Source organism: Sphingobacterium sp. SGL-16 (assembly GCF_011043515.1).
Classification (GTDB): Bacteria; Bacteroidota; Bacteroidia; order Sphingobacteriales; family Sphingobacteriaceae; genus Sphingobacterium; species Sphingobacterium litopenaei.
This window is the reverse complement of record NZ_JAAKGQ010000003.1, coordinates 1-18,920: the sequence shown is the minus strand read 5'-3', so window position 1 is coordinate 18,920 and position 18,920 is coordinate 1. Positions and strand designations below refer to the sequence as shown.

Annotated in this window: 21 protein-coding genes; 9 read left to right on the top strand and 12 right to left on the bottom strand. The window is 35.6% G+C overall.

All coding sequences use genetic code 11. The features are described 5' to 3' along the window. Positions 1 to 271 precede the first annotated feature (271 nt). The 4 genes from G5B32_RS01860 to recA all read left to right on the top strand — a co-directional run bounded on the left by G5B32_RS01860 (position 272) and on the right by recA (position 4,017). Positions 272 to 1,897 carry a S8 family peptidase gene (locus G5B32_RS01860; RefSeq protein WP_165289856.1) on the top strand — a complete coding sequence of 542 codons (1,626 nt, stop codon included), beginning with the start codon at positions 272 to 274 and terminating at the stop codon, positions 1,895 to 1,897. Between the two features lie 71 nt (positions 1,898 to 1,968). After that, complete coding sequence (locus G5B32_RS01855) at positions 1,969 to 2,145, top strand: hypothetical protein (protein ID WP_165289855.1); 177 nt, start codon at positions 1,969 to 1,971, stop codon at positions 2,143 to 2,145. A 69-nt stretch (positions 2,146 to 2,214) separates the two neighbouring features. Then, entirely contained in the window at positions 2,215 to 2,883 is a 669-nt protein-coding gene (gene nth, locus G5B32_RS01850) for an endonuclease III (RefSeq protein WP_165289854.1), read from the top strand. A 108-nt stretch (positions 2,884 to 2,991) separates the two neighbouring features. Beyond that, a complete protein-coding gene (gene recA, locus G5B32_RS01845) occupies positions 2,992 to 4,017 on the top strand; it encodes a recombinase RecA (protein WP_165289853.1) in 1,026 nt (341 codons plus the stop codon). Between the two features lie 70 nt (positions 4,018 to 4,087). Here the strand turns inward: recA and G5B32_RS01840 are convergent, their stop codons facing one another. From G5B32_RS01840 to G5B32_RS17585, 3 genes are read right to left on the bottom strand one after another with little or no spacing between them, the layout of a single operon-like run. After that, on the bottom strand, positions 4,088 to 4,864 hold the full coding sequence (locus tag G5B32_RS01840) for a contractile injection system tape measure protein (RefSeq protein ID WP_165289852.1): 777 nt from the start codon (positions 4,862 to 4,864) through the stop codon (positions 4,088 to 4,090). Continuing rightward, positions 4,836 to 5,129, bottom strand: coding sequence for a Pvc16 family protein (locus G5B32_RS01835; protein ID WP_165289851.1), 294 nt, complete (start codon positions 5,127 to 5,129; stop codon positions 4,836 to 4,838). Before G5B32_RS01835 ends, G5B32_RS01840 begins: the two co-directional genes overlap by 29 nt. Then, positions 5,062 to 5,223 carry a DUF4372 domain-containing protein gene (locus tag G5B32_RS17585; RefSeq protein WP_165289850.1) on the bottom strand — a complete coding sequence of 54 codons (162 nt, stop codon included), beginning with the start codon at positions 5,221 to 5,223 and terminating at the stop codon, positions 5,062 to 5,064. Before G5B32_RS17585 ends, G5B32_RS01835 begins: the two co-directional genes overlap by 68 nt. 258 nt (positions 5,224 to 5,481) lie before the next feature. Between G5B32_RS17585 and G5B32_RS01825 the strand changes: the two genes are divergently transcribed. Beyond that, positions 5,482 to 6,648, top strand: coding sequence for a dicarboxylate/amino acid:cation symporter (locus G5B32_RS01825; RefSeq protein WP_165289849.1), 1,167 nt, complete (start codon positions 5,482 to 5,484; stop codon positions 6,646 to 6,648). 55 nt (positions 6,649 to 6,703) lie between these two features. Here the strand turns inward: G5B32_RS01825 and G5B32_RS01820 are convergent, their stop codons facing one another. From G5B32_RS01820 to G5B32_RS01780, 9 genes are all read right to left on the bottom strand, one after another. Continuing rightward, positions 6,704 to 7,399, bottom strand: coding sequence for an ABC transporter ATP-binding protein (locus tag G5B32_RS01820; protein WP_165289848.1), 696 nt, complete (start codon positions 7,397 to 7,399; stop codon positions 6,704 to 6,706). A 20-nt stretch (positions 7,400 to 7,419) separates the two neighbouring features. Beyond that, the gene (locus G5B32_RS01815; protein WP_165289847.1) at positions 7,420 to 8,898 is read right to left on the bottom strand and encodes a DUF5687 family protein; all 1,479 of its coding nucleotides are present in this window, start codon (positions 8,896 to 8,898) and stop codon (positions 7,420 to 7,422) included. A gap of 129 nt (positions 8,899 to 9,027) precedes the next feature. Then, a complete protein-coding gene (gene pruA, locus G5B32_RS01810; RefSeq protein ID WP_165289846.1) occupies positions 9,028 to 10,662 on the bottom strand; it encodes an L-glutamate gamma-semialdehyde dehydrogenase in 1,635 nt (544 codons plus the stop codon). Positions 10,663 to 11,088: 426 nt separating this feature from the next. Beyond that, positions 11,089 to 11,958, bottom strand: a complete 870-nt coding sequence (locus G5B32_RS01805) for an AraC family transcriptional regulator (protein ID WP_165289845.1) — start codon at positions 11,956 to 11,958, stop codon at positions 11,089 to 11,091. A gap of 9 nt (positions 11,959 to 11,967) precedes the next feature. Next, entirely contained in the window at positions 11,968 to 12,594 is a 627-nt protein-coding gene (msrA, locus tag G5B32_RS01800; protein ID WP_240898974.1) for a peptide-methionine (S)-S-oxide reductase MsrA, read from the bottom strand. Positions 12,595 to 12,690: 96 nt separating this feature from the next. Then, entirely contained in the window at positions 12,691 to 13,299 is a 609-nt protein-coding gene (locus tag G5B32_RS01795) for a superoxide dismutase (protein ID WP_165289843.1), read from the bottom strand. A 104-nt stretch (positions 13,300 to 13,403) separates the two neighbouring features. After that, positions 13,404 to 13,874 carry a nucleoside deaminase gene (locus G5B32_RS01790; protein ID WP_165289842.1) on the bottom strand — a complete coding sequence of 157 codons (471 nt, stop codon included), beginning with the start codon at positions 13,872 to 13,874 and terminating at the stop codon, positions 13,404 to 13,406. Position 13,875: 1 nt separating this feature from the next. Further along, positions 13,876 to 14,211 (bottom strand): tRNA-binding protein, encoded by a 336-nt coding sequence (locus tag G5B32_RS01785; RefSeq protein WP_165289841.1) that lies wholly within the window; start codon positions 14,209 to 14,211, stop codon positions 13,876 to 13,878. A gap of 8 nt (positions 14,212 to 14,219) precedes the next feature. Beyond that, the gene (locus G5B32_RS01780; protein ID WP_165289840.1) at positions 14,220 to 14,435 is read right to left on the bottom strand and encodes a hypothetical protein; all 216 of its coding nucleotides are present in this window, start codon (positions 14,433 to 14,435) and stop codon (positions 14,220 to 14,222) included. A gap of 50 nt (positions 14,436 to 14,485) precedes the next feature. On the opposite strand from G5B32_RS01780, the gene G5B32_RS01775 reads away from it, so the two are divergent. From G5B32_RS01775 to G5B32_RS01760, 4 genes are all read left to right on the top strand, one after another. Then, complete coding sequence (locus tag G5B32_RS01775; RefSeq protein WP_165289839.1) at positions 14,486 to 15,103, top strand: porin family protein; 618 nt, start codon at positions 14,486 to 14,488, stop codon at positions 15,101 to 15,103. Positions 15,104 to 15,289: 186 nt separating this feature from the next. Next, complete coding sequence (locus tag G5B32_RS01770; protein ID WP_165289838.1) at positions 15,290 to 16,075, top strand: succinate dehydrogenase cytochrome b subunit; 786 nt, start codon at positions 15,290 to 15,292, stop codon at positions 16,073 to 16,075. A gap of 21 nt (positions 16,076 to 16,096) precedes the next feature. Continuing rightward, the gene (locus tag G5B32_RS01765; protein WP_165289837.1) at positions 16,097 to 18,031 is read left to right on the top strand and encodes a fumarate reductase/succinate dehydrogenase flavoprotein subunit; all 1,935 of its coding nucleotides are present in this window, start codon (positions 16,097 to 16,099) and stop codon (positions 18,029 to 18,031) included. A gap of 91 nt (positions 18,032 to 18,122) precedes the next feature. Next, positions 18,123 to 18,884, top strand: coding sequence for a succinate dehydrogenase/fumarate reductase iron-sulfur subunit (locus tag G5B32_RS01760; protein WP_165289836.1), 762 nt, complete (start codon positions 18,123 to 18,125; stop codon positions 18,882 to 18,884). Positions 18,885 to 18,920 lie beyond the last annotated feature (36 nt).

Here is an 18,920-nt window from a genome sequence, read left to right as displayed (position 1 = left end):
AGATATTAAGATTACCCCTTTAATTTTCTATCTCTTTTTTCATAAGATTTATAAAATCTTATAACAAGGTTCTGGATGGAAGTAGTAAAACCTTTTATCACATCAATTTCTTAAAAAAGAAATTTATTCTTAATTTGAAAAAACAAATCATGCTAACGCATAATAGTTAACAATGCAATATTTAAGTTACAACTAATCTTTTCTTACTTAATAGAGTCTTAGTGGCATAATAATAGCATTATATTTGTTTAAAAATTTTATATCATAAAGTATGCATAAAACAAAACTTTTCATTGCTTTACTTGGAATTGGAATATTACCATTTACAGGTTTCGCCCAAGATAAAAAAGATAAAGCACCGGCCAACTGGTACAATCTTGATTACAAATCTGACGGCATTATGGGTGTCAGTACGGAGAAAGCTTACGAATTGTTAAAAGGAAGAAAGGCTACACCTGTTATTGTAGCGGTAATAGATGGCGGTGTAGATGTATACCACGAAGACTTGAAAGACGTCCTTTGGATTAACAAAAAAGAGGCTAACGCCAACGGTAAAGATGACGATAAAAATGGATATATCGACGACAAATTTGGTTGGAATTTTATCGGAAATGCTAATGGAGAGAATGTCAATTATGACAATTTAGAAGTAACGCGTCAAATCAAAAAACTAGATCCTATTTATGCATCAGTACTTCCTTCGACAAAATTGAATGAAGCACAACGTCGTGAATTTGTCGCTTACCAAAAGATGATCGCCGACTATACTTCTAAGTATGATGAAGCTAATTTTGAAAACACAAATTACGGTAGATTAAAATTAAACGTAGATAAATTTGTCGCAGAAATCGGGAAAGAACCAAAAGATATCACCAAAACTGATATAGAAAATTACAAAACAGAGAATAGAGATATCAAAACGGCAATTTCAATTATTAAAAAAGCTACTGAAAAAGACAGTTTCGAGAAATTCTATGAAGATATCAAAGAGGCAGACGAATATTTCGGCTCCCAAATCAAATATCACTTAAACAAAGAATTTGATCCCCGTCATATCGTAGGTGACAATTATGAAGACGCTACTGAAAGATATTATGGCAATCCAGACGTAAAAGGGCCTGACGCGAGTCATGGTACGCACGTCGCTGGTATCATTGCAGCTAAACGCAATAACAATATCGGTGTGAATGGTGTGGCTGACAATGTAGAGATTATGTCTATCCGTGTAGTGCCGAATGGTGATGAGCGTGACAAAGATGTTGCTAATGGCATTCGCTACGCAGTAGACAATGGGGCAAAAGTCATCAATATGAGTTTTGGTAAAGGCTACGTAAGCAATAAAAAAGCTGTAGACGAAGCAGTTCGTTATGCACAAGAAAAAGATGTATTGCTAGTGCATGCTGCAGGTAACGACGGAAAAGATATTGATATTAATCCGAACTTCCCAACAAAATACTTTACTAATGATCAAGAAGCTATTACAGGCGAAGCGAGTAATTGGATTACTGTAGGTGCTACTTCTTGGAAATTAAATGATGAATTGTTAGCGAGCTTTTCAAACTTTGGTTATAAATCTGTAGATGTATTTGCTCCAGGTGTAGAAATTAATTCTACTATGCCTGAAAACAAATACAAAGAACAACAAGGTACGAGTATGGCTGCACCAGTAGTATCAGGAGTTGCGGCCTTATTAAGAGCGTACTATCCACAATTGTCCGCTAAAGAAGTAAAAGAAATTATTCTTAAATCCGTTACTAAAGTAGATCAAAAGGTTAAAATCAAAAAAGACGGTAGTTCGAAGAAAGTTTACCTGGATGAAATCTCTGTAAGTGGTGGTATTGTGAATGCTTATAATGCAATCGTAGAAGCTAACAATTACATCAATAAGAAAAAGTAAAAAAAAGTTAAATTTTTCACAATAAAGCTTAAGGTCCTGCGTTTATATAGTAAACAAAGAATCAATTGCTTATGGTAGAAAACTTTACTCAAACAGAACATGAAACTTACACAAACGAAGTAGAAGAGTTAATTGAAGATACATTCGAGGCAAAAATTAAAGAGGAAATCAAAAATTTAGTAATAGAACCAAATCAAAATGTGATTGGTCGTATTCTTCAATATTCGAAAACGTTTAGTAAGAAATGAAGGCAAAGTCTCTAAGGTTTTAGAGACTTTGTTATTTTCTAAACTTTGTATTAAACCTTATCTTTGTATATGTTGAAAAAAGACAGGTACAAAGCTTTTGTAGAATATTTTTCTACACACAATCCCGACGCCCAGACAGAACTTCATTATAGCAATCCATTTGAATTATTAATCGCCGTAATTCTATCTGCACAATGTACGGATAAACGTATCAACCAAGTCACACCAGCATTATTCGAACGCTATCCTACCCCTGAATCTTTAGCAGAAAGTTCTGTAGAAGAAGTATTCGGATATATTCGATCGATAAGCTATCCTAACAATAAAGCCAAACATTTAGTAGGAATGGCTCAAAAACTTCTTTCTGAATTCAATGGAATTGTACCAGAGAAAGTAGAAGATCTAGTCAAACTACCAGGTGTAGGACGCAAAACAGCGAATGTAATTTCCTCTGTCGTGTATGATAAACCTGCAATGGCAGTGGATACACATGTCTTCCGTGTAAGCAATCGCTTGGGTTTAACTACCCGTGCGACCACTCCTCTTGCTGTAGAAAAACAGCTGGTTAAGTTCTTACCTATTGATACGATTAAAATAGCGCACCATTGGTTAATTCTTCATGGACGATATATTTGTTTAGCGCGCAGACCTAAATGTGAAGTCTGTCCTATCGCGCATTTTTGCAAATATTTTGAAAAGACTTACAATGCAAAAGTTATCAACACCATCGAAGAATAAAGAAATTTCATTGTATTTTTAATAGAATTACGATTAACTAATTTTTTTAGCAAAAAGTTTTGCAAATACAAAATATAATCTTACTTTTGAAACGTTAATACTAAAAATATGAGCAACGCAGACAAATTAAAAGCTTTACAGCTTACTCTAGATAAATTAGAAAAATCCTACGGTAAAGGTACCATCATGAAATTAGGTGATTCGGCAGTAGAGCCAATTGAAGCTATTTCTACTGGTTCTTTGGGATTGGATATTGCATTAGGTATCGGTGGTGTGCCAAAAGGCCGTATCATCGAAATATACGGTCCAGAATCTTCGGGTAAGACTACTTTAGCAACACACATAGTAGCCGAAGCACAGAAAAAAGGTGGTATCGCAGCCATCATTGATGCGGAGCACGCTTTTGATAAATATTATGCGCAAAAATTAGGAGTTGATGTAGAGAACCTATTGATTTCACAGCCAGATAACGGTGAGCAAGCATTAGAGATTGCAGACAACTTAATTCGTTCGGGTGCTATCGATGTTATCGTGATTGACTCTGTGGCAGCTTTGGTCCCTAAAGGAGAGATCGAAGGTGAAATGGGTGATTCTAAGATGGGTCTTCAGGCACGTTTGATGTCTCAAGCATTACGTAAATTGACGGGTACTATCTCAAAAACAAACTGTTGTTGTATCTTCATCAATCAATTGCGTGAAAAAATTGGTGTAATGTTCGGTAACCCAGAAACAACTACAGGTGGTAACGCCTTGAAATTCTACGCATCTGTACGTTTGGATATCCGTCGTACTTCACAAATCAAAGATTCGGATGAAGTATCAGGTAACCGCGTGAAAGTTAAAATCGTTAAGAACAAAGTTGCACCTCCATTCCGTATCGCGGAATTCGATATTATGTTTGGTGAAGGTATTTCTAAAGTAGGTGAAATCATCGATTTAGGAGTAGAGTACAATATCATCAAAAAATCAGGTTCTTGGTTTAGCTATGGCGATACTAAATTAGGTCAAGGTCGTGATTCTGTGAAAAATCTATTACTAGATAACCCAGATTTAGCAGATGAATTAGAAGCAAAAATCAGAGCGGAAGTTTCTGGCGAAGCGTTAGATCAAGCTGCATTAGAAAATGAAGAATAATCATTCTTAATATGCTGTATAAATGGCTTTTCAACTGCGCTTGAGAAGCCATTTTACTTTTACTACTACTTTATAAAACTACACACAACAACTTATCCAACCTTTTCAATTTGATCAAACTGTAGTTATACGGAAAATGATCCAACAATACATCAAAAGCAGATTTTTCCAAATAAATATCGATTGTTCTATCCTCAATCTTTATCACTCCGTTACGTTGTAAGAAGTTGTGCTGAACTGTCTCTATCGAAGTACTTTTCAGAATGGCCCATTCTTTGATTAAATTTTCTAAGAGAAATTTACAAAGCTTTTTTTCATTTTCATTTAACTTAAAAATTGGCGGAATAAATAACTCTTCCTTTAAACCGACTAGTATTTTCAAAAATTGGAATTCATCTTCCTCAGCTTCGGTTTGGAAAGTAGCTAAATAATGTAGTAAGTAGATCGCCTTGATTTGCGATTCTACATCTTTAAAAGCTTTAACATCTAACAAATCGCATCTATTAAATAATTCATTCCAATAAGAATGAAGAAAAATTAAACCACAATTTTTGAAATGTTGTTCAGACTTTTCGTGATTATTATCGATTGATTTAATGGATTGAGTTTCTAGAAGAAGATTATTTGCTGTGGAAGATTTTGCCTCTATTCTATATATATTTAGATAATACTTTACATCTTCTTCGGAAAGTGTAATTGAATGTTCATGATACAACTTCTTAATAATGCGCTGAATTCTCTCAGAAGATAAGGAAGTAAAAGCTAACTCCAATTGAGATATGGAATTGGAATAAGAATGACGATTATTTCCCATTACTTCATCCAGCACATATAGTAATACAATCAAAAGATAAGGATGCACTTTTTCTTTTATCCGCCAATTTTTGAATGACCTTTGATATTGCTTTCAGACTTTCTATATAGTCCTTGTAATAAGCGGATATCATAATCCCTAATTCCAAAATAATGGGTGGATCCTGTTTGGTAATTTTATTTTCGGCATTAGGGGCATATACAAAAGGAACTTTTACGTAAGGATTTTCATTAATGGTCAATAAAGTAATATAAATTCCATCTGCTACATTTTGAGCTGCTGCATCTCGTCCGGGCAAAGTGTTTATCGGACTGATATTGTTGAACTAATTTGTTAAAAATATTGCGATCTACTAGTCCTAATATCTGAGAAAATACGTTTATATTTACCATGGCGGTGATGGAATTTTAGCGAATTAAATATAGCAATCCCTGCTATATAAATACACCGCCATTTTTTCCCTTATTTTGGACACTACTGTAAATTCATATATAAATATCACTAAAAGAGAAAATAATTTAAAAAACAGGAAAAACACCTTTTTTAATACAATATTTTATTGATCACCAAAACATGCCTCGTAAACATTTTACGTATTTAAATACTTATACTCACCCTCTTATACTTATAATATTTTTGTACTTTAGGCTATGAAAAAAATATTTGATAATCTACTTTTTCGTGTTGTCATAGCCATCGCCTTAGGAATCCTCTTAGGCAGCGTAATACCTGAAGCAATTGGAAATATATTCGCAACATTCAATGGACTATTTGACCAACTTCTTAAATTTTTAATTCCATTAATCATTGTAGGTCTAATCATTCCAGCTATTGCAAAATTGGGTAATACTGCAGGAAAAATGCTTTTGACCACAGTAGCAATAGCTTATGGATCCACTCTTTTTTCAGGATTTTCGACCTATTTTGCAAGCATATCTATTTTCCCATCATTAGTAGAAAATCAAACCGTTTCGACTATCGAAGAAGGAAGAAAAAGTTTGACCCCATATTTTACTTTAGAAATACCTCCTTTCTTTGATGTCATGGGCGCATTAGTTTTCGCTTTTCTAATAGGCATCGGATTATCGCGATTACAAAACTCCAAATTAGCCGAGGTGTCATACGATTTCGAAAATATCATTTCCTTTATCATTGAGAAGGTAATTATTCCTTTACTGCCTTTGTTTATCTTCGGAATATTCCTTGACATGACTTATTCTGGGAAAGTAATTATGATATTAAATGTATTTGTGAAAATAATTGGGGTGATTTTCGCTCTTCATATCATATTGTTACTCATTCAATATATCATAGCAGGAGCTGTTACTAAAAAGAATCCATTTAAGCTATTGGCTACTATGCTACCTGCTTATTTTACAGCATTAGGTACGCAATCTTCCGCTGCGACAATTCCTGTAACCTTGGCACAAGCCAAAAAAACTGGCATATCCGATAGTGTAGCTTCTTTTGTAATTCCGCTATGTGCTACTATACATTTGGCGGGTAGTACATTGAAGATTGTTGCCTGTGTGATTGCTCTGATGCTGATGCAAGGTATGCCTATTGAATTTGGACAGATGGCTGGTTTTATTTGTATGCTTGGTGTGACGATGATTGCTGCTCCTGGTGTACCTGGTGGCGCAATTATGGCGGCATTAGGAATTATAACATCAATGTTAGGATTTAATGCTGAAAATCAAGCTTTGATGATTTCGCTATACATTGCAATGGATAGCTTTGGAACAGCTTGTAACGTAACGGGAGACGGAGCTATTGCTATTGTTGTTGATAAACTTTTCGGGAAGAAAGGAAGTTAAACATTTATATATTACTAAATAACATATAAGGCTTCGATGATCGAAGCCTTATATGTTAAACTGAAAACAACGCATTCAATTCTTCTAACGTTTCAGCAGAAGTTTGAATATCTTTAATAACATTCCCTTTTTCTAAGGCTATTATTCGATCCGAAATCTCTACGGTATGCGAAAGATCATGACTGGAAATTATAATCGTAACTTCTCTTTGTTCAATTAATTCTCGAATCAATTTTTTCAAACGAAACTGTGAACTTGGGTCAAGATTCGCGAAAGGTTCATCCAAAATAATTAGATCAGGATTACCAATTAAAGCACCAATAATCCCCACTTTCTTCTGATTACCTTTGGATAGATCACGGATATATTTCTTCTTATTAAGTACTTCTCCATTAAAGAATTCCTCATAATTAGCGACAAAAGCATCCACTTCATCTTTGACCATTCCTTGCAAATCACCAATGAAATAAAAATATTCTTCTGGAGTGAGATATCCGATCAAAAAAGATTCATCCAAAAATGCACCTGTGAAATTTTTCCAACGGTCATTTTCGTGTACATTGACTTCATTTATTTGTATTTGTCCCGTGCTTGGCAGAATTAAATCTAACAATAGACTAAACAAAGTTGTTTTGCCGGCTCCGTTATTTCCCACTAGTCCAACACTTTCGCCTCTTTTGATTTCTATATTTTCAATGCCAAGAACTTTGACACCATTATATTCCTTTGATAGATTTGTTATGTTTATCATCCTCTTTGATTTTTGATGGATTAACCTTTTTGTTTAAAACCTTCTAACATTTTAAAACGATTCGCTGAATACAATTGCACTAACACATTTAAGATAATCTGTCTTAACAGAAATCCTATAACTCCAAGTCCAATAAGAACCATATTAGCAACATTCTGCCCGCCTAAAAATTTTACTGTAAACCAAATTACTATTGGAATAATCAATAACGGTAGACTCACAAGCCACTGTGCTAATCCAATCCCTTGGTAATTAAACATATTACCATTCGACAAATCAATATGTTTTCTATTGTATGCTCCAAAAAGTAAAATGATTGGAATATTTATTCCTCCATTGTAAATAGCACAAGCCACATTCATATATAATTTATCCCAACCAAAGTAAGCATAGAACGAGCTCAATATGGTTAATATCAATATAGAAACATACATTAGCATCGCCTTAGCTTCCAAGTACGTCTTGATTGTAATCGGTCTGGTTTGTAGTAATGGAAAATATGAACTATCCCACGCTGGAATAAATTGTCCAAAGCTTATCATAAATATCCCCGTCATAAATATTCCCACAAAAATTAGCATGCTTGAATCGGCATACATTGGATTAGTATAAAACAACAAGCCATACAAAAGAAAACCAAAACTGGTATAAACAGCGGTTTTAGCTCGTTTGTTACGCCAGAGTAATTTTAAATCTAATTGTATAAAAGGTGCTAATTTTCCGAATTTACTAGTCCAGCTTAAATCGGCTATCTCATTGACCTTTTGCTCTTTATTCACTAAAGAATCTAAATACAAATTAGCTTTTACATCCTTATAGGTCAGTATATAACATAGAGCTAATAAACAAAATGGCAAAATTCCAAAAACAGGATATGATAATACAAGATTAAAATATTTTCCAAAAAGCTGAGTTACAGAATATATATTATAATATTCAACAGCTATCAATCCTAGACATATCAGAATAAAAGGTACTAATGCTTTGAGATCTGAAGAAAATCTTCGCTGTACCCAAAAATTAAGAAAATTCAATGTTAGCACAAATCCGAAAAGAGCGATTAACCAACCTAGTAAAGAGAATAAAGGATAATCATTTTTATACAAATTCACTATGAAGAATGGAATAGCTACAGCTAGCGTCAACACATTATAAAATGACAATAGTGATTTCCAAAGTAGTACATGGGCTATCTTACCTCTACTAATTCTTTGTGTAAGCAATGGCTTTGTTTGGACTGCTGGTAAATTTTGAAGTAAAAATCGAAGAATAAATTCACCCAAAAACCAAAGGAGCAAAATTTTATTGATAATAACTATAGGTTCTTCGTTGGGAAAATATTTCTTTGAAATAGGGTACAATCCAATCCCAAGACCAATAAAAGAAACCAAAAAATATACAGCAATAAAGCCTATGAAAAATTTTACAGCTAAACTTTTCCCCACATTGGCAGATCTAAACAGGGATTTCCACTCTAATGCAATTAATTTTAAATACATAGAATCAATTTTAGGTTTCGATACAGTACTAATATAATGTTTTGGATTAATAAATCCTCGCTAAGATCCCATAAACTAAAAAAGCTCCGAGAAAATCTCGGAGCTTCGCAACCTAATCAAACATCTATATTATTCTTCAGATAAAAATGGATATCTATAATCCGTATCTGGAGTAAATGTTTCTTTAATCGTACGTGGAGAAACCCAACGTAATAAATTGATCATCGAACCTGCTTTATCATTAGTACCTGAACCTCTAGCACCACCAAATGGTTGTTGACCTACTACAGCTCCTGTACATTTATCGTTGATGTAGAAGTTACCTGCAGCATTACGCAATTCGTAAGTTGCTTTCTCAATTGCATATCTATCTTGTGCGATAATCGAACCTGTCAATGCGTAAATTGAAGTAGAATCAACTAATTTCAACGTTTCTTCGAATTTAGCATCCTCGTAAACATAGATAGTCAATACTGGACCGAACAATTCTTCTGATAATGTTTCGTAATCCGGAGTTTTCGCTAAAATTACTGTTGGATGAATGAAATAACCTTTTGATTTGTCATATTCACCACCAATGACCACTTCTGCATCCGCTGATTCTTTTGCTCTGTCTATATATTTTGTGATTTTATCAAAAGCTTTCTCATCGATTACGGCATTGATGAAGTTAGAAAAATCTTCCGTACCGCCAATTTTGAATGATTTGATATCCGCTTCCATCAATCCTTTCAACTCACCCCATAAAGATTGAGGGATATAAGCTCGTGAAGCAGCAGAACATTTTTGTCCCTGAAATTCGAAAGCTCCACGAACTAAAGCTGTATTCAACACTTTGATATCAGCCGAAGAATGGGCTACGATAAAGTCTTTACCACCAGTTTCACCTACGATACGAGGGTAAGTTTTATAACGGTGGATATTCTCACCGATAGTTTTCCAAATATCTTGGAATACACCAGTAGAACCTGTAAAGTGGATACCAGCGAAATCAGGGTGTTTGAAAATTACATCACCGGCATCTGGACCCGACACATATACTAAGTTGATAACACCGTCAGGAAGACCAGCTTCTTTGAAGATTTGCATCAATACATTAGCTGAATAAATTTGTGTATTTGAAGGTTTCCACACCACTACGTTACCCATCATTGCCACACAAGTAGGCAAGTTACCTGCAATTGCCGTAAAGTTGAATGGCGTCAGTGCAAAAATAAAACCTTCTAAAGGACGTTGCTCTACACGGTTCCATACACCTTTGCTATTTGCTGGAGGTTGTTGTTGGTAGATTTCAGACATGTATTTAACATTGAAACGTAAGAAATCTACGATTTCGCATGCTGAATCAATCTCTGCTTGATAAGGGTTTTTAGATTGGCCTAACATCGTAGCAGCATTTAATTTGTAACGGTATTTCGTAGAAATCAACTCCGCTGCTTTCAAGAAAACAGCCGCACGTTGCTCCCATGCTAAGTTTTCCCAATCGTTTTTAGCTGTTAATGCTGCGTTGATAGCGTCCGTAACATGTTGTTTTGTACCTTGAGAATAATATCCTAATACATGTTGGTGATCGTGTGGAGGCGTAAGTTTAGCTTTATTTTCTGTGCGCACTTCTGCACCTCCGATGTACATCGGAACATCAATTTCTTGCGCTCTTGCTTCCGCAATTGCAGCTTTCAATAATGCACGCTCTTTGGTACCTGGAGCGTATGTATATACTGGCTCATTAACAGGAGCCGGAACGTTGAAAAATCCTTTTAACATAATCGTATTTATTTGAATGTAAATTTACATAGAAAGTATGCGCATGGCTTTACTCTATTTATCCATGAATAAACATATTCTATCAAATCAATAGATAAGTAATTGAATTTTATTGAAATTCAAGCTAATTTAGGTTTACGAGGTAAAATTAAGAAGTCAAAATTAAAAAGTAAAAAGTGGTGTCCAGATACCTTTTTTAGCGTCACTTCGACATAAGGAGAAGTCTATGAAGTACTAAATAGAAGTACTGAAGTTTAAATCTCCAAATTTCACATTTCTCACTACACTCCGTTCCGTTCGAAATGACATTAATAAACCTCGTCATTCCGACAATAGGAGGAATCTCTAACTATATAACCGATTCAATCGAGGTTTAGAATTCTTACTGCATTCTATGACTTACTAAAATAATAGCTTAAAGAATTTTTATATCTCTAAGCTATGCGCTTGAATATATTTTTTTGGTGACATTTTGGTAATCGCTTTGAAGACACGATTGAAGTGAACAATATTATTAAAGCCAACTTGAAAAGCAGCTTCAGCTATATTTTCTGATTTGTTATTGAGTAAAATTTGACAAGCTTTCTCAATGCGCACCTCATTTAAGAACGTGATGTACGTTTTCATTGTATGCTTTTTGAAAAACTTACAAAACGAAGTAGGTGTCATATGCACCAAAGAAGCTACTTGATCCACCGAAATATCCTCCTGGTATTTATCAAAGGTATATTTATAAACCTGACTTATGCGCACGCCATCTTTATCCGAATAACTCATATCACGCACTCCCGAATACAATGATATGGCATCATTTCGATGCTGGGTCAAAGCATGAAGCAATTGTAAAAATTCAGTGAAGCGAGGCATTCCCGTCTTTACCATAAGGTTGGTAAAAAAATGCATAATCGATTCGGAAATAGCACGATCCAACATTTTGGAGGTATGCAATTCCTGCAAATAATCACGAACCGATTCAAATTCGGGGATGTGATACAATTTTTTCATCCGCTCGAGATTGACAAAAATATGTATGGCGTGAATATCCCCTTTCTCTTCTTCTGTTTCTACTTCCCGATCAAACATATGCGGTTCATTCGGCTTCAGAACGAAAATATCTCCAGATTGGAAAGACTGCATGACATTACCAACCATTATCGTTCCTTTTCCTCGTAGGATATACGTCACCTGCGCTTCATCATGGCGATGATAATAGTTGTAAAAATTCTCTTTTTTGTCTTCCAATACAGCAAAAACACCTTCACCGTAAACAGAAACAGTAAATTGAATCGGTTTCATGCGTCGAATCTACTTGTTCTTTAGTTTATTCGCGAAAACTTTCTTTACTTTTTCGACTTTTGGACGTGCTACCAACTGACAGTACATCTCATTTGGATTGTTATTGTAGTAATTTTGATGATAATCTTCCGCTTGATAGAATTTATCTGCTTTTTCTATTGTAGTAACCAATGGAGAATCGTAAGCCCCCGATTTATTCAATTCATTGATATAATAACGGGATTTTTCTTCCTGCTCTTGGTTAATTGGGAAAATCGCTGATCGGTATTGTGTTCCAATATCATTACCCTGACGATTCAATTGCGTAGGATCATGCATTGTAAAAAACACTTCTAATAATTCATCAAATGAAATTTTAGTCGTGTCATAAGTTATTTTTACGGCTTCCGCATGGCCTGTCATTCCTGTACAAACCTGAGCGTATGTAGGATTTTCCACATCACCACCAATGTAACCCGAAACTACGGTATCTACACCATCTAATAACAACAACGGCGCCTCAATGCACCAAAAACAGCCTCCTGCTAAAATTGCAACTTCTCTATTTTCCATTTTACTTCCTTCTATTTTTACGTATTCCTTATTCAGTTTGGCCTTGCTTTGACAAGATAACATACCGAATATTGAAATGCTCAATATGATTATTCTAAAAATTTTCATATCCCCACGAAATTAAATAATAAAGGCGACATACATCGATGTCGCCTTTTCAAATCTTGTATAAGATCCAAATTATTTAGCTGCTATGTAGTTTGCTGCTACTGCATCCCAATTGATTACATTGAAGATTGCATCTAAATAGGCTGGACGTTTGTTTTGATATTTTAGGTAATAAGCGTGCTCCCACACATCAATACCTAAGATTGGAGTACCTTTTACTTCTGCTACATCCATTAATGGGTTATCTTGGTTAGGTGTAGAAGTTACAGCTAATTTACCTTCAGTAGTAACGATTAACCAAGACCAACCAGAACCAAAACGAGTAGCCCCTGCATTTTGCAATTGAGTTTTCAATTCAGCGAATGAACCGAAAGCTTCATTTATAGCATCCGCTAATTCACCAGTAGGCTCACCCCCTGCGTTTGGTCCTAAAATAGACCAGAATAATTTGTGATTATAGTGACCACCACCGTTGTTACGAACAGCAGCTGGGTATTTGCTAATGTTAGCCAAAATATCTTCTAAAGAAGCATTTTCAGCGTCTGTACCAGCAATAGCTTTGTTTAAGTTGTCAACATAAGCTTGGTGGTGACGATCATGATGGATTTCCATCGTTTCTCTATCAATATGTGGTTCTAATGCGTCATTTGCGTATGGTAACGCTTCTAATTCAAATGCCATAGTTACTTATTTTTTAATTATCGAATTTTAATATTAAAATACAATACGAATATAACAATTCGTCAGTCGTAATGTTTCATTTTAATGCCATTTTGTGAAAAAGTTTATCGTTTGCTTTTGAAAAATCTTTTCATCAGCTCACTACACTCGGCCTCCATGATACCTGATGTAATTAGTGTTTTGGGGTGCATTATTTTCGGATTTACAGAAGCATATCCACGTTTCTCATCCTTTGCTCCGTAAACAATACGAGATATTTGTGTCCAATATGAAGCTCCGGCACACATTACACAGGGTTCTACGGTTACATACAAGGTGCAATCCTTTAGATATTTACCTCCTAAAAAATTTGCTGCTGCTGTGAAAGCTTGCATTTCAGCATGTGCAGTCACATCATTGAGACGTTCTGTGAGGTTGTATCCCTTTCCTATTATCTTACCCTGAGATACTATTACCGCGCCTATTGGCACTTCATCTTCTTCATAAGCTTTTTGGGCAAGCTTAAAAGCTTCCTTCATATAGATTTCATCTACATTAACACTTTCTGCTCCCTCTTCAAAATTATATATTCTCATGCTACATTAATTTTGCCCCATTCGGCAATTCTCGTTCTACACTAGTCAAAACAATATCGCCATTTTCGTCAGCAAAACCTGTAACTAAACACTCGGACATAAATTTTCCGATTTGTTTTCTTGGAAAGTTTACTACAGCTACAATCTGTCTTCCGACCAATTCTTCCTTGGTATAATGTTTAGTGATCTGTGCACTGGATTTACGAATCCCGATCTCTTCACCAAAATCTATTTGCAGTTGATAAGCAGGCTTGCGAGCCTCTGGAAAATCATTCACTTCTAGTATCGTTCCTACTCTTAAATCAACTTTTTCAAAATCCGCCCAACTAATTTCCATTTTACTTGTTACAATCTATTACTTGAAAGATCTGCTAATTGTTTTGAGAGTGTGAAGATAATATACTCTTGGGTACGTTTCAAACGTTTTGATAATCTATTAATAAGTTGGCGTTCTTCCCCTTCATTATACGAAAGATCATCAGCAGACAAATGATTATATTTGCGTTGAAGCTTTATTTTAAGAATTTCCCAATCGAAATTAGTAATTTTAAGGCCTGACATAATTTAATGAATGAATTTATAATTTTACTGACTAAAATAACATTTATAATATGAAAAAAGCAATATTATTAGGATTATTCGTCGCTAGTGCATGCACATTTTCTGCAAATGCACAAGATCTAAAGCTTGGGGTAAAGGCAGGCTTTAATGTCGCGACTTTGAAAACAGATAAAAGCATCTTTGATAATAACAATAGTGTAGGCTATTTAGCAGGTATTTGGGGAAGAATTGGTGGAAATCAATTCCATATTCAGCCAGAGGCATATTTTACGAGCAAAAGTGCTACTATTCATCCTGATGCAGATAATGCAGGAAGCGACTTTGTAAAAGGCGACTTGAAATTCACGAATATCGACGTGCCTATTTTATTAGGAACTAAATTTCCAGTAGGCCCTATTAAATTGAAATTACAAGCAGGCCCATTATTCTCGTTTGTAGTAGATGAAAATAACTCGTATAAAGACAACGTAACAGGTACTATAAATGAAGGATTGAAAAATTATAAAGATAAATTTTCTTCATTAGTAGTAGGGACAGGAATTGACTTCAGTAAATTGATCGTGGATTTACGTTATGAATACGGTTTAGGTAATATCAGCAGAAACGAAACTGCCGGTAAGCAAACCTTAAATCTATGGACTATCAGCGTTGGTTATAGTTTGTTTTAAAATCTATATTATTTAATTAAAAGGTTCACCGAATAAAGTGAACCTTTTTTGGTAAATGAAGGTACGTGTTAATCTACAAAAGAGATTACTTAGAACAATTCTAAATTATATCTTTTTTATGTGTTTAAAGTCATTTTAATAAATGATTAGGTACTTTTGCAAGAAAAATTTAAACATTAAAGGATAATGAGTAGTAAATCAAAGCCGCTATTTAGTTCTTCTCTAGGTAAGAAATTAATCATGAGCTTAACAGGACTATTTTTATGTTCGTTCCTGGTAATCCACTTGATTGGTAACTTACAGTTATTTAAGAATGACGAAGGCTATGCATTCAACAATTATGCGTATTTCATGACGCACTTCGCTCCTATTAAAGTAGTTTCATACTTACTTTATGCTTCTATTATCATTCACGCTGTCTACGCATTAATCTTGACAACAAAGAATAAGGCAGCAAGACCTATTGGTTACAACCAATCTGCAGGTAATGAAAACAGTAAGTGGAACTCACGCAATATGGGTATCTTAGGTACTATTATTTTAGTATTCTTAGCTACACATATGCAAAACTTCTGGTACCAATACAAATTCGGTACTACACCTTACATCGAGTACAACACAGAAGTAGCAACAGGAAACCGTCAAACAATTTCTTCAGACGAATTACCTGCAACTTACGATGGTGTTAAAATCTTCGAAAACAATGGTGTAGAAACTGTTCAAACAAAAGATTTGTACAAGCAAGTAGCTTATACATTCCAAAATCCTTTCATCGTATTATTATACGTAGTAGCTATGGCTGCGTTGGCATTCCACTTAATTCATGGTTTCCAATCTGCATTCCAAACTATAGGTTTCAACCACAGAAGATATATTGGATTCGTTAAGTCAGTAGGTATTTGGGTATTCGGTGTGATTATCCCTATTGCATTCGCTGCAATGCCATTGTATTTCTTTTTCAAAGGTTTGTAATCTCTATTTAAAAATAAAGATATGTTAGATTCTAAAGTACCAGCAGGCCCATTAGCCGAGAAATGGTCAAAACATAAATTCAACATGAAGTTGGTGAATCCTGCCAACAAACGTAAGTTTACTATTATCGTAGTAGGTACAGGATTAGCAGGTGCTTCTGCAGCTGCTTCATTAGCAGAGCTTGGTTACAACGTAAAAACTTTCTGTTACCAAGATTCACCACGTCGTGCGCACTCTATCGCTGCTCAAGGTGGTATCAACGCTGCTAAAAACTATCAAAATGACGGTGACTCTGTTTTCCGTTTATTCTACGATACGATCAAAGGGGGTGACTACCGTGCTCGTGAGGCTAACGTATACCGTCTTGCTGAAAACTCAGTAAATATCATCGACCAATGTGTGGCACAAGGTGTTCCTTTCGCTCGTGAATACGGAGGTTTATTAGATAACCGTTCATTCGGTGGTGCTCAGGTTTCCCGTACGTTCTACGCACGTGGTCAAACTGGACAACAATTATTATTAGGTGCTTACTCCGCTTTGAACCGTCAAATCCACAAAGGAAAAGTTAAATCTTACACTCGTCACGAGATGTTGGATTTAGTAAAAATCGATGGTCAAGCTAAAGGTATCATCACTCGTGATTTAGTAACGGGTAAAATCGAAGCACACGAAGGTCACGCTGTATTATTGTGTACTGGTGGATACGGTAACGTATTCTTCTTATCTACAAATGCAATGGGATGTAACGTAACAGCTTCTTGGAGAGCTCACAAACGTGGTGCATTCTTCGCAAACCCTTGTTACACACAGATCCACCCTACATGTATCCCAGTTACTGGTGATCACCAATCAAAATTAACGTTGATGTCTGAGTCATTACGTAACGATGGTCGTGTATGGGTTCCTAAAACAAAAGAATTAGCAGCTAAATTACGTAAAGGTGAATTAAAACCTGCTGACATCAAAGAAGAGGACAGAGATTACTTCTTAGAGCGTAAATACCCTTCATTCGGTAACTTAGTACCTCGTGACGTAGCTTCTCGTAACGCGAAAGAAATGGTAGATGATGGTCGTGGTGTTGGTAAAACTGGATTCGCTGTATTCTTGGATTTCGCTGATGCTATCAACCGTATGGGTGAAGATACTGTACGTGCTAAATATGGTAACTTATTTGACATGTATGCTAAAATCACAGACGAAAATCCATACAAACAACCAATGCGTATCTACCCTGCTGTTCACTATACAATGGGTGGTGTATGGGTTGACTATAACTTGATGACTACAGTACCAGGTTTATACTGTTTAGGAGAGGCTAACTTCTCTGACCACGGTGCTAACCGTTTAGGTGCTTCTGCGTTGATGCAAGGTTTATCAGATGGTTACTTCGTAATCCCTTACACTGTAGGTGACTACTTAGCTAACTTAGGAAGTTTCGCTCCTGTTGATAAAAATCACCCTGCTTTCGAGCAAACTCGTAAAGAGGTAGAAGAAAACATCAACAAATTATTATCACTTCGTGGTACTAAGACTGTGGATGATATCCACAAAGAATTAGGTCACATCATGTGGGAATACTGTGGTATGGCGCGTACTGCTGAAGGCTTAACAAAAGCTAAAGGCTTAATTCAAGACTTGAAAAAAGAATTCTGGACTAATGCTAACGTATTAGGTGAGAACGAAGAAATGAATATGTCTTTGGAAAAAGCTGGTCGTGTAGCTGACTTCATCGAATTAGGTGAATTGATGGTAGACGATGCTTTGAACCGTGCTGAGTCTTGTGGTGGTCACTTCCGTCTTGAATCTCAAACTGAAGAAGGTGAAGCTAAACGTGATGACGAAAACTTCACTTACGTAGCTGCTTGGGAATACAAAGGAGAAGGTCAACCAGAAGTTCTTCACAAAGAAGAGTTAGTATTCGAAAACGTTAAGTTAACACAAAGAAGTTATAAATAGGTCTGAGATATCAGATGTGAGATATTAGATTTTCTTCTGTCTCACATCTAAGCTCTCAAATCTCAAATCATATATAGATATGAGTAATCACATGAATTTAACGCTAAAAGTTTGGCGTCAAAAAAATGATAAATCAACAGGTCAATTCGTGACTATTCAAGCAAACAATATCGCGGATGATATGTCATTCTTAGAAATGCTTGATATCGTAAATGACGATTTGACTCGTAAGGGTGAAGACCCTATATATTTCGATCACGACTGTCGTGAAGGTATCTGTGGTATGTGTTCATTGGTAATCAATGGTCGTCCGCACGGTCCTAATCAAGGCACTACAACTTGTCAATTGCACATGCGTTCATTCCACGATGGTCAAACTATCGTAATCGAACCTTGGAGAGCCGCAGCTTTCCCTGTGTTGAAAGACTTAGCAGTAGACCGTACAGCGTTCGATCGTATCCAACAAGCTGGTGGTTACGTAAACGTAAACACTGGAGGTGTACCTGATGCTAACGCTATTCCTATTCCAAAACGTATCGCTGACGAGGCTTTCGAATCTGCTACTTGTATCGGTTGTGGTGCTTGTGTGGCAGCTTGTAAAAACGCTTCAGCTATGTTGTTCGTATCAGCTAAAGTGTCTCAATTTGCATTATTACCTCAAGGTCAAACTGAACGTTATGAGCGTGCTCAAGCGATGGTTGATCAAATGGATGCAGAAGGTTTTGGTAACTGTACTAATACAGGTGCTTGTGAAGCTGAATGTCCAGTAGGTATCAAATTGACTAATATCGCAAGATTAAACAGAGAATACTTAACAGCTAAAATTTTCCGTCAAGAAGACGTTCACGCTTAAGATTATTCTTTACGATAAAAAAGGCTTGTCTAAATA

Excerpts from the sequence above, each read along its gene's own strand:
- G5B32_RS01785 (WP_165289841.1), bottom strand. The coding sequence starts at position 14,211 with ATGGAAATTAGTTGGGCGGATTTTGAAAAAGTTGATTTAAGAGTAGGA.
- nth (WP_165289854.1), top strand. The coding sequence starts at position 2,215 with ATGTTGAAAAAAGACAGGTACAAAGCTTTTGTAGAATATTTTTCTACA.
- G5B32_RS01820 (WP_165289848.1), bottom strand. The coding sequence starts at position 7,399 with ATGATAAACATAACAAATCTATCAAAGGAATATAATGGTGTCAAAGTT.
- G5B32_RS01765 (WP_165289837.1), top strand. The coding sequence starts at position 16,097 with ATGTTAGATTCTAAAGTACCAGCAGGCCCATTAGCCGAGAAATGGTCA.
- G5B32_RS01805 (WP_165289845.1), bottom strand. The coding sequence starts at position 11,958 with ATGAAACCGATTCAATTTACTGTTTCTGTTTACGGTGAAGGTGTTTTT.
- G5B32_RS01760 (WP_165289836.1), top strand. The coding sequence starts at position 18,123 with ATGAATTTAACGCTAAAAGTTTGGCGTCAAAAAAATGATAAATCAACA.
- pruA (WP_165289846.1), bottom strand. The coding sequence starts at position 10,662 with ATGTTAAAAGGATTTTTCAACGTTCCGGCTCCTGTTAATGAGCCAGTA.
- G5B32_RS01790 (WP_165289842.1), bottom strand. The coding sequence starts at position 13,874 with ATGAGAATATATAATTTTGAAGAGGGAGCAGAAAGTGTTAATGTAGAT.
- G5B32_RS01855 (WP_165289855.1), top strand. The coding sequence starts at position 1,969 with ATGGTAGAAAACTTTACTCAAACAGAACATGAAACTTACACAAACGAA.
- G5B32_RS01770 (WP_165289838.1), top strand. The coding sequence starts at position 15,290 with ATGAGTAGTAAATCAAAGCCGCTATTTAGTTCTTCTCTAGGTAAGAAA.
- G5B32_RS01860 (WP_165289856.1), top strand. The coding sequence starts at position 272 with ATGCATAAAACAAAACTTTTCATTGCTTTACTTGGAATTGGAATATTA.
- G5B32_RS01775 (WP_165289839.1), top strand. The coding sequence starts at position 14,486 with ATGAAAAAAGCAATATTATTAGGATTATTCGTCGCTAGTGCATGCACA.
- G5B32_RS17585 (WP_165289850.1), bottom strand. The coding sequence starts at position 5,223 with ATGGTAAATATAAACGTATTTTCTCAGATATTAGGACTAGTAGATCGC.
- recA (WP_165289853.1), top strand. The coding sequence starts at position 2,992 with ATGAGCAACGCAGACAAATTAAAAGCTTTACAGCTTACTCTAGATAAA.
- G5B32_RS01825 (WP_165289849.1), top strand. The coding sequence starts at position 5,482 with ATGAAAAAAATATTTGATAATCTACTTTTTCGTGTTGTCATAGCCATC.
- G5B32_RS01780 (WP_165289840.1), bottom strand. The coding sequence starts at position 14,435 with ATGTCAGGCCTTAAAATTACTAATTTCGATTGGGAAATTCTTAAAATA.
- G5B32_RS01815 (WP_165289847.1), bottom strand. The coding sequence starts at position 8,898 with ATGTATTTAAAATTAATTGCATTAGAGTGGAAATCCCTGTTTAGATCT.
- G5B32_RS01795 (WP_165289843.1), bottom strand. The coding sequence starts at position 13,299 with ATGGCATTTGAATTAGAAGCGTTACCATACGCAAATGACGCATTAGAA.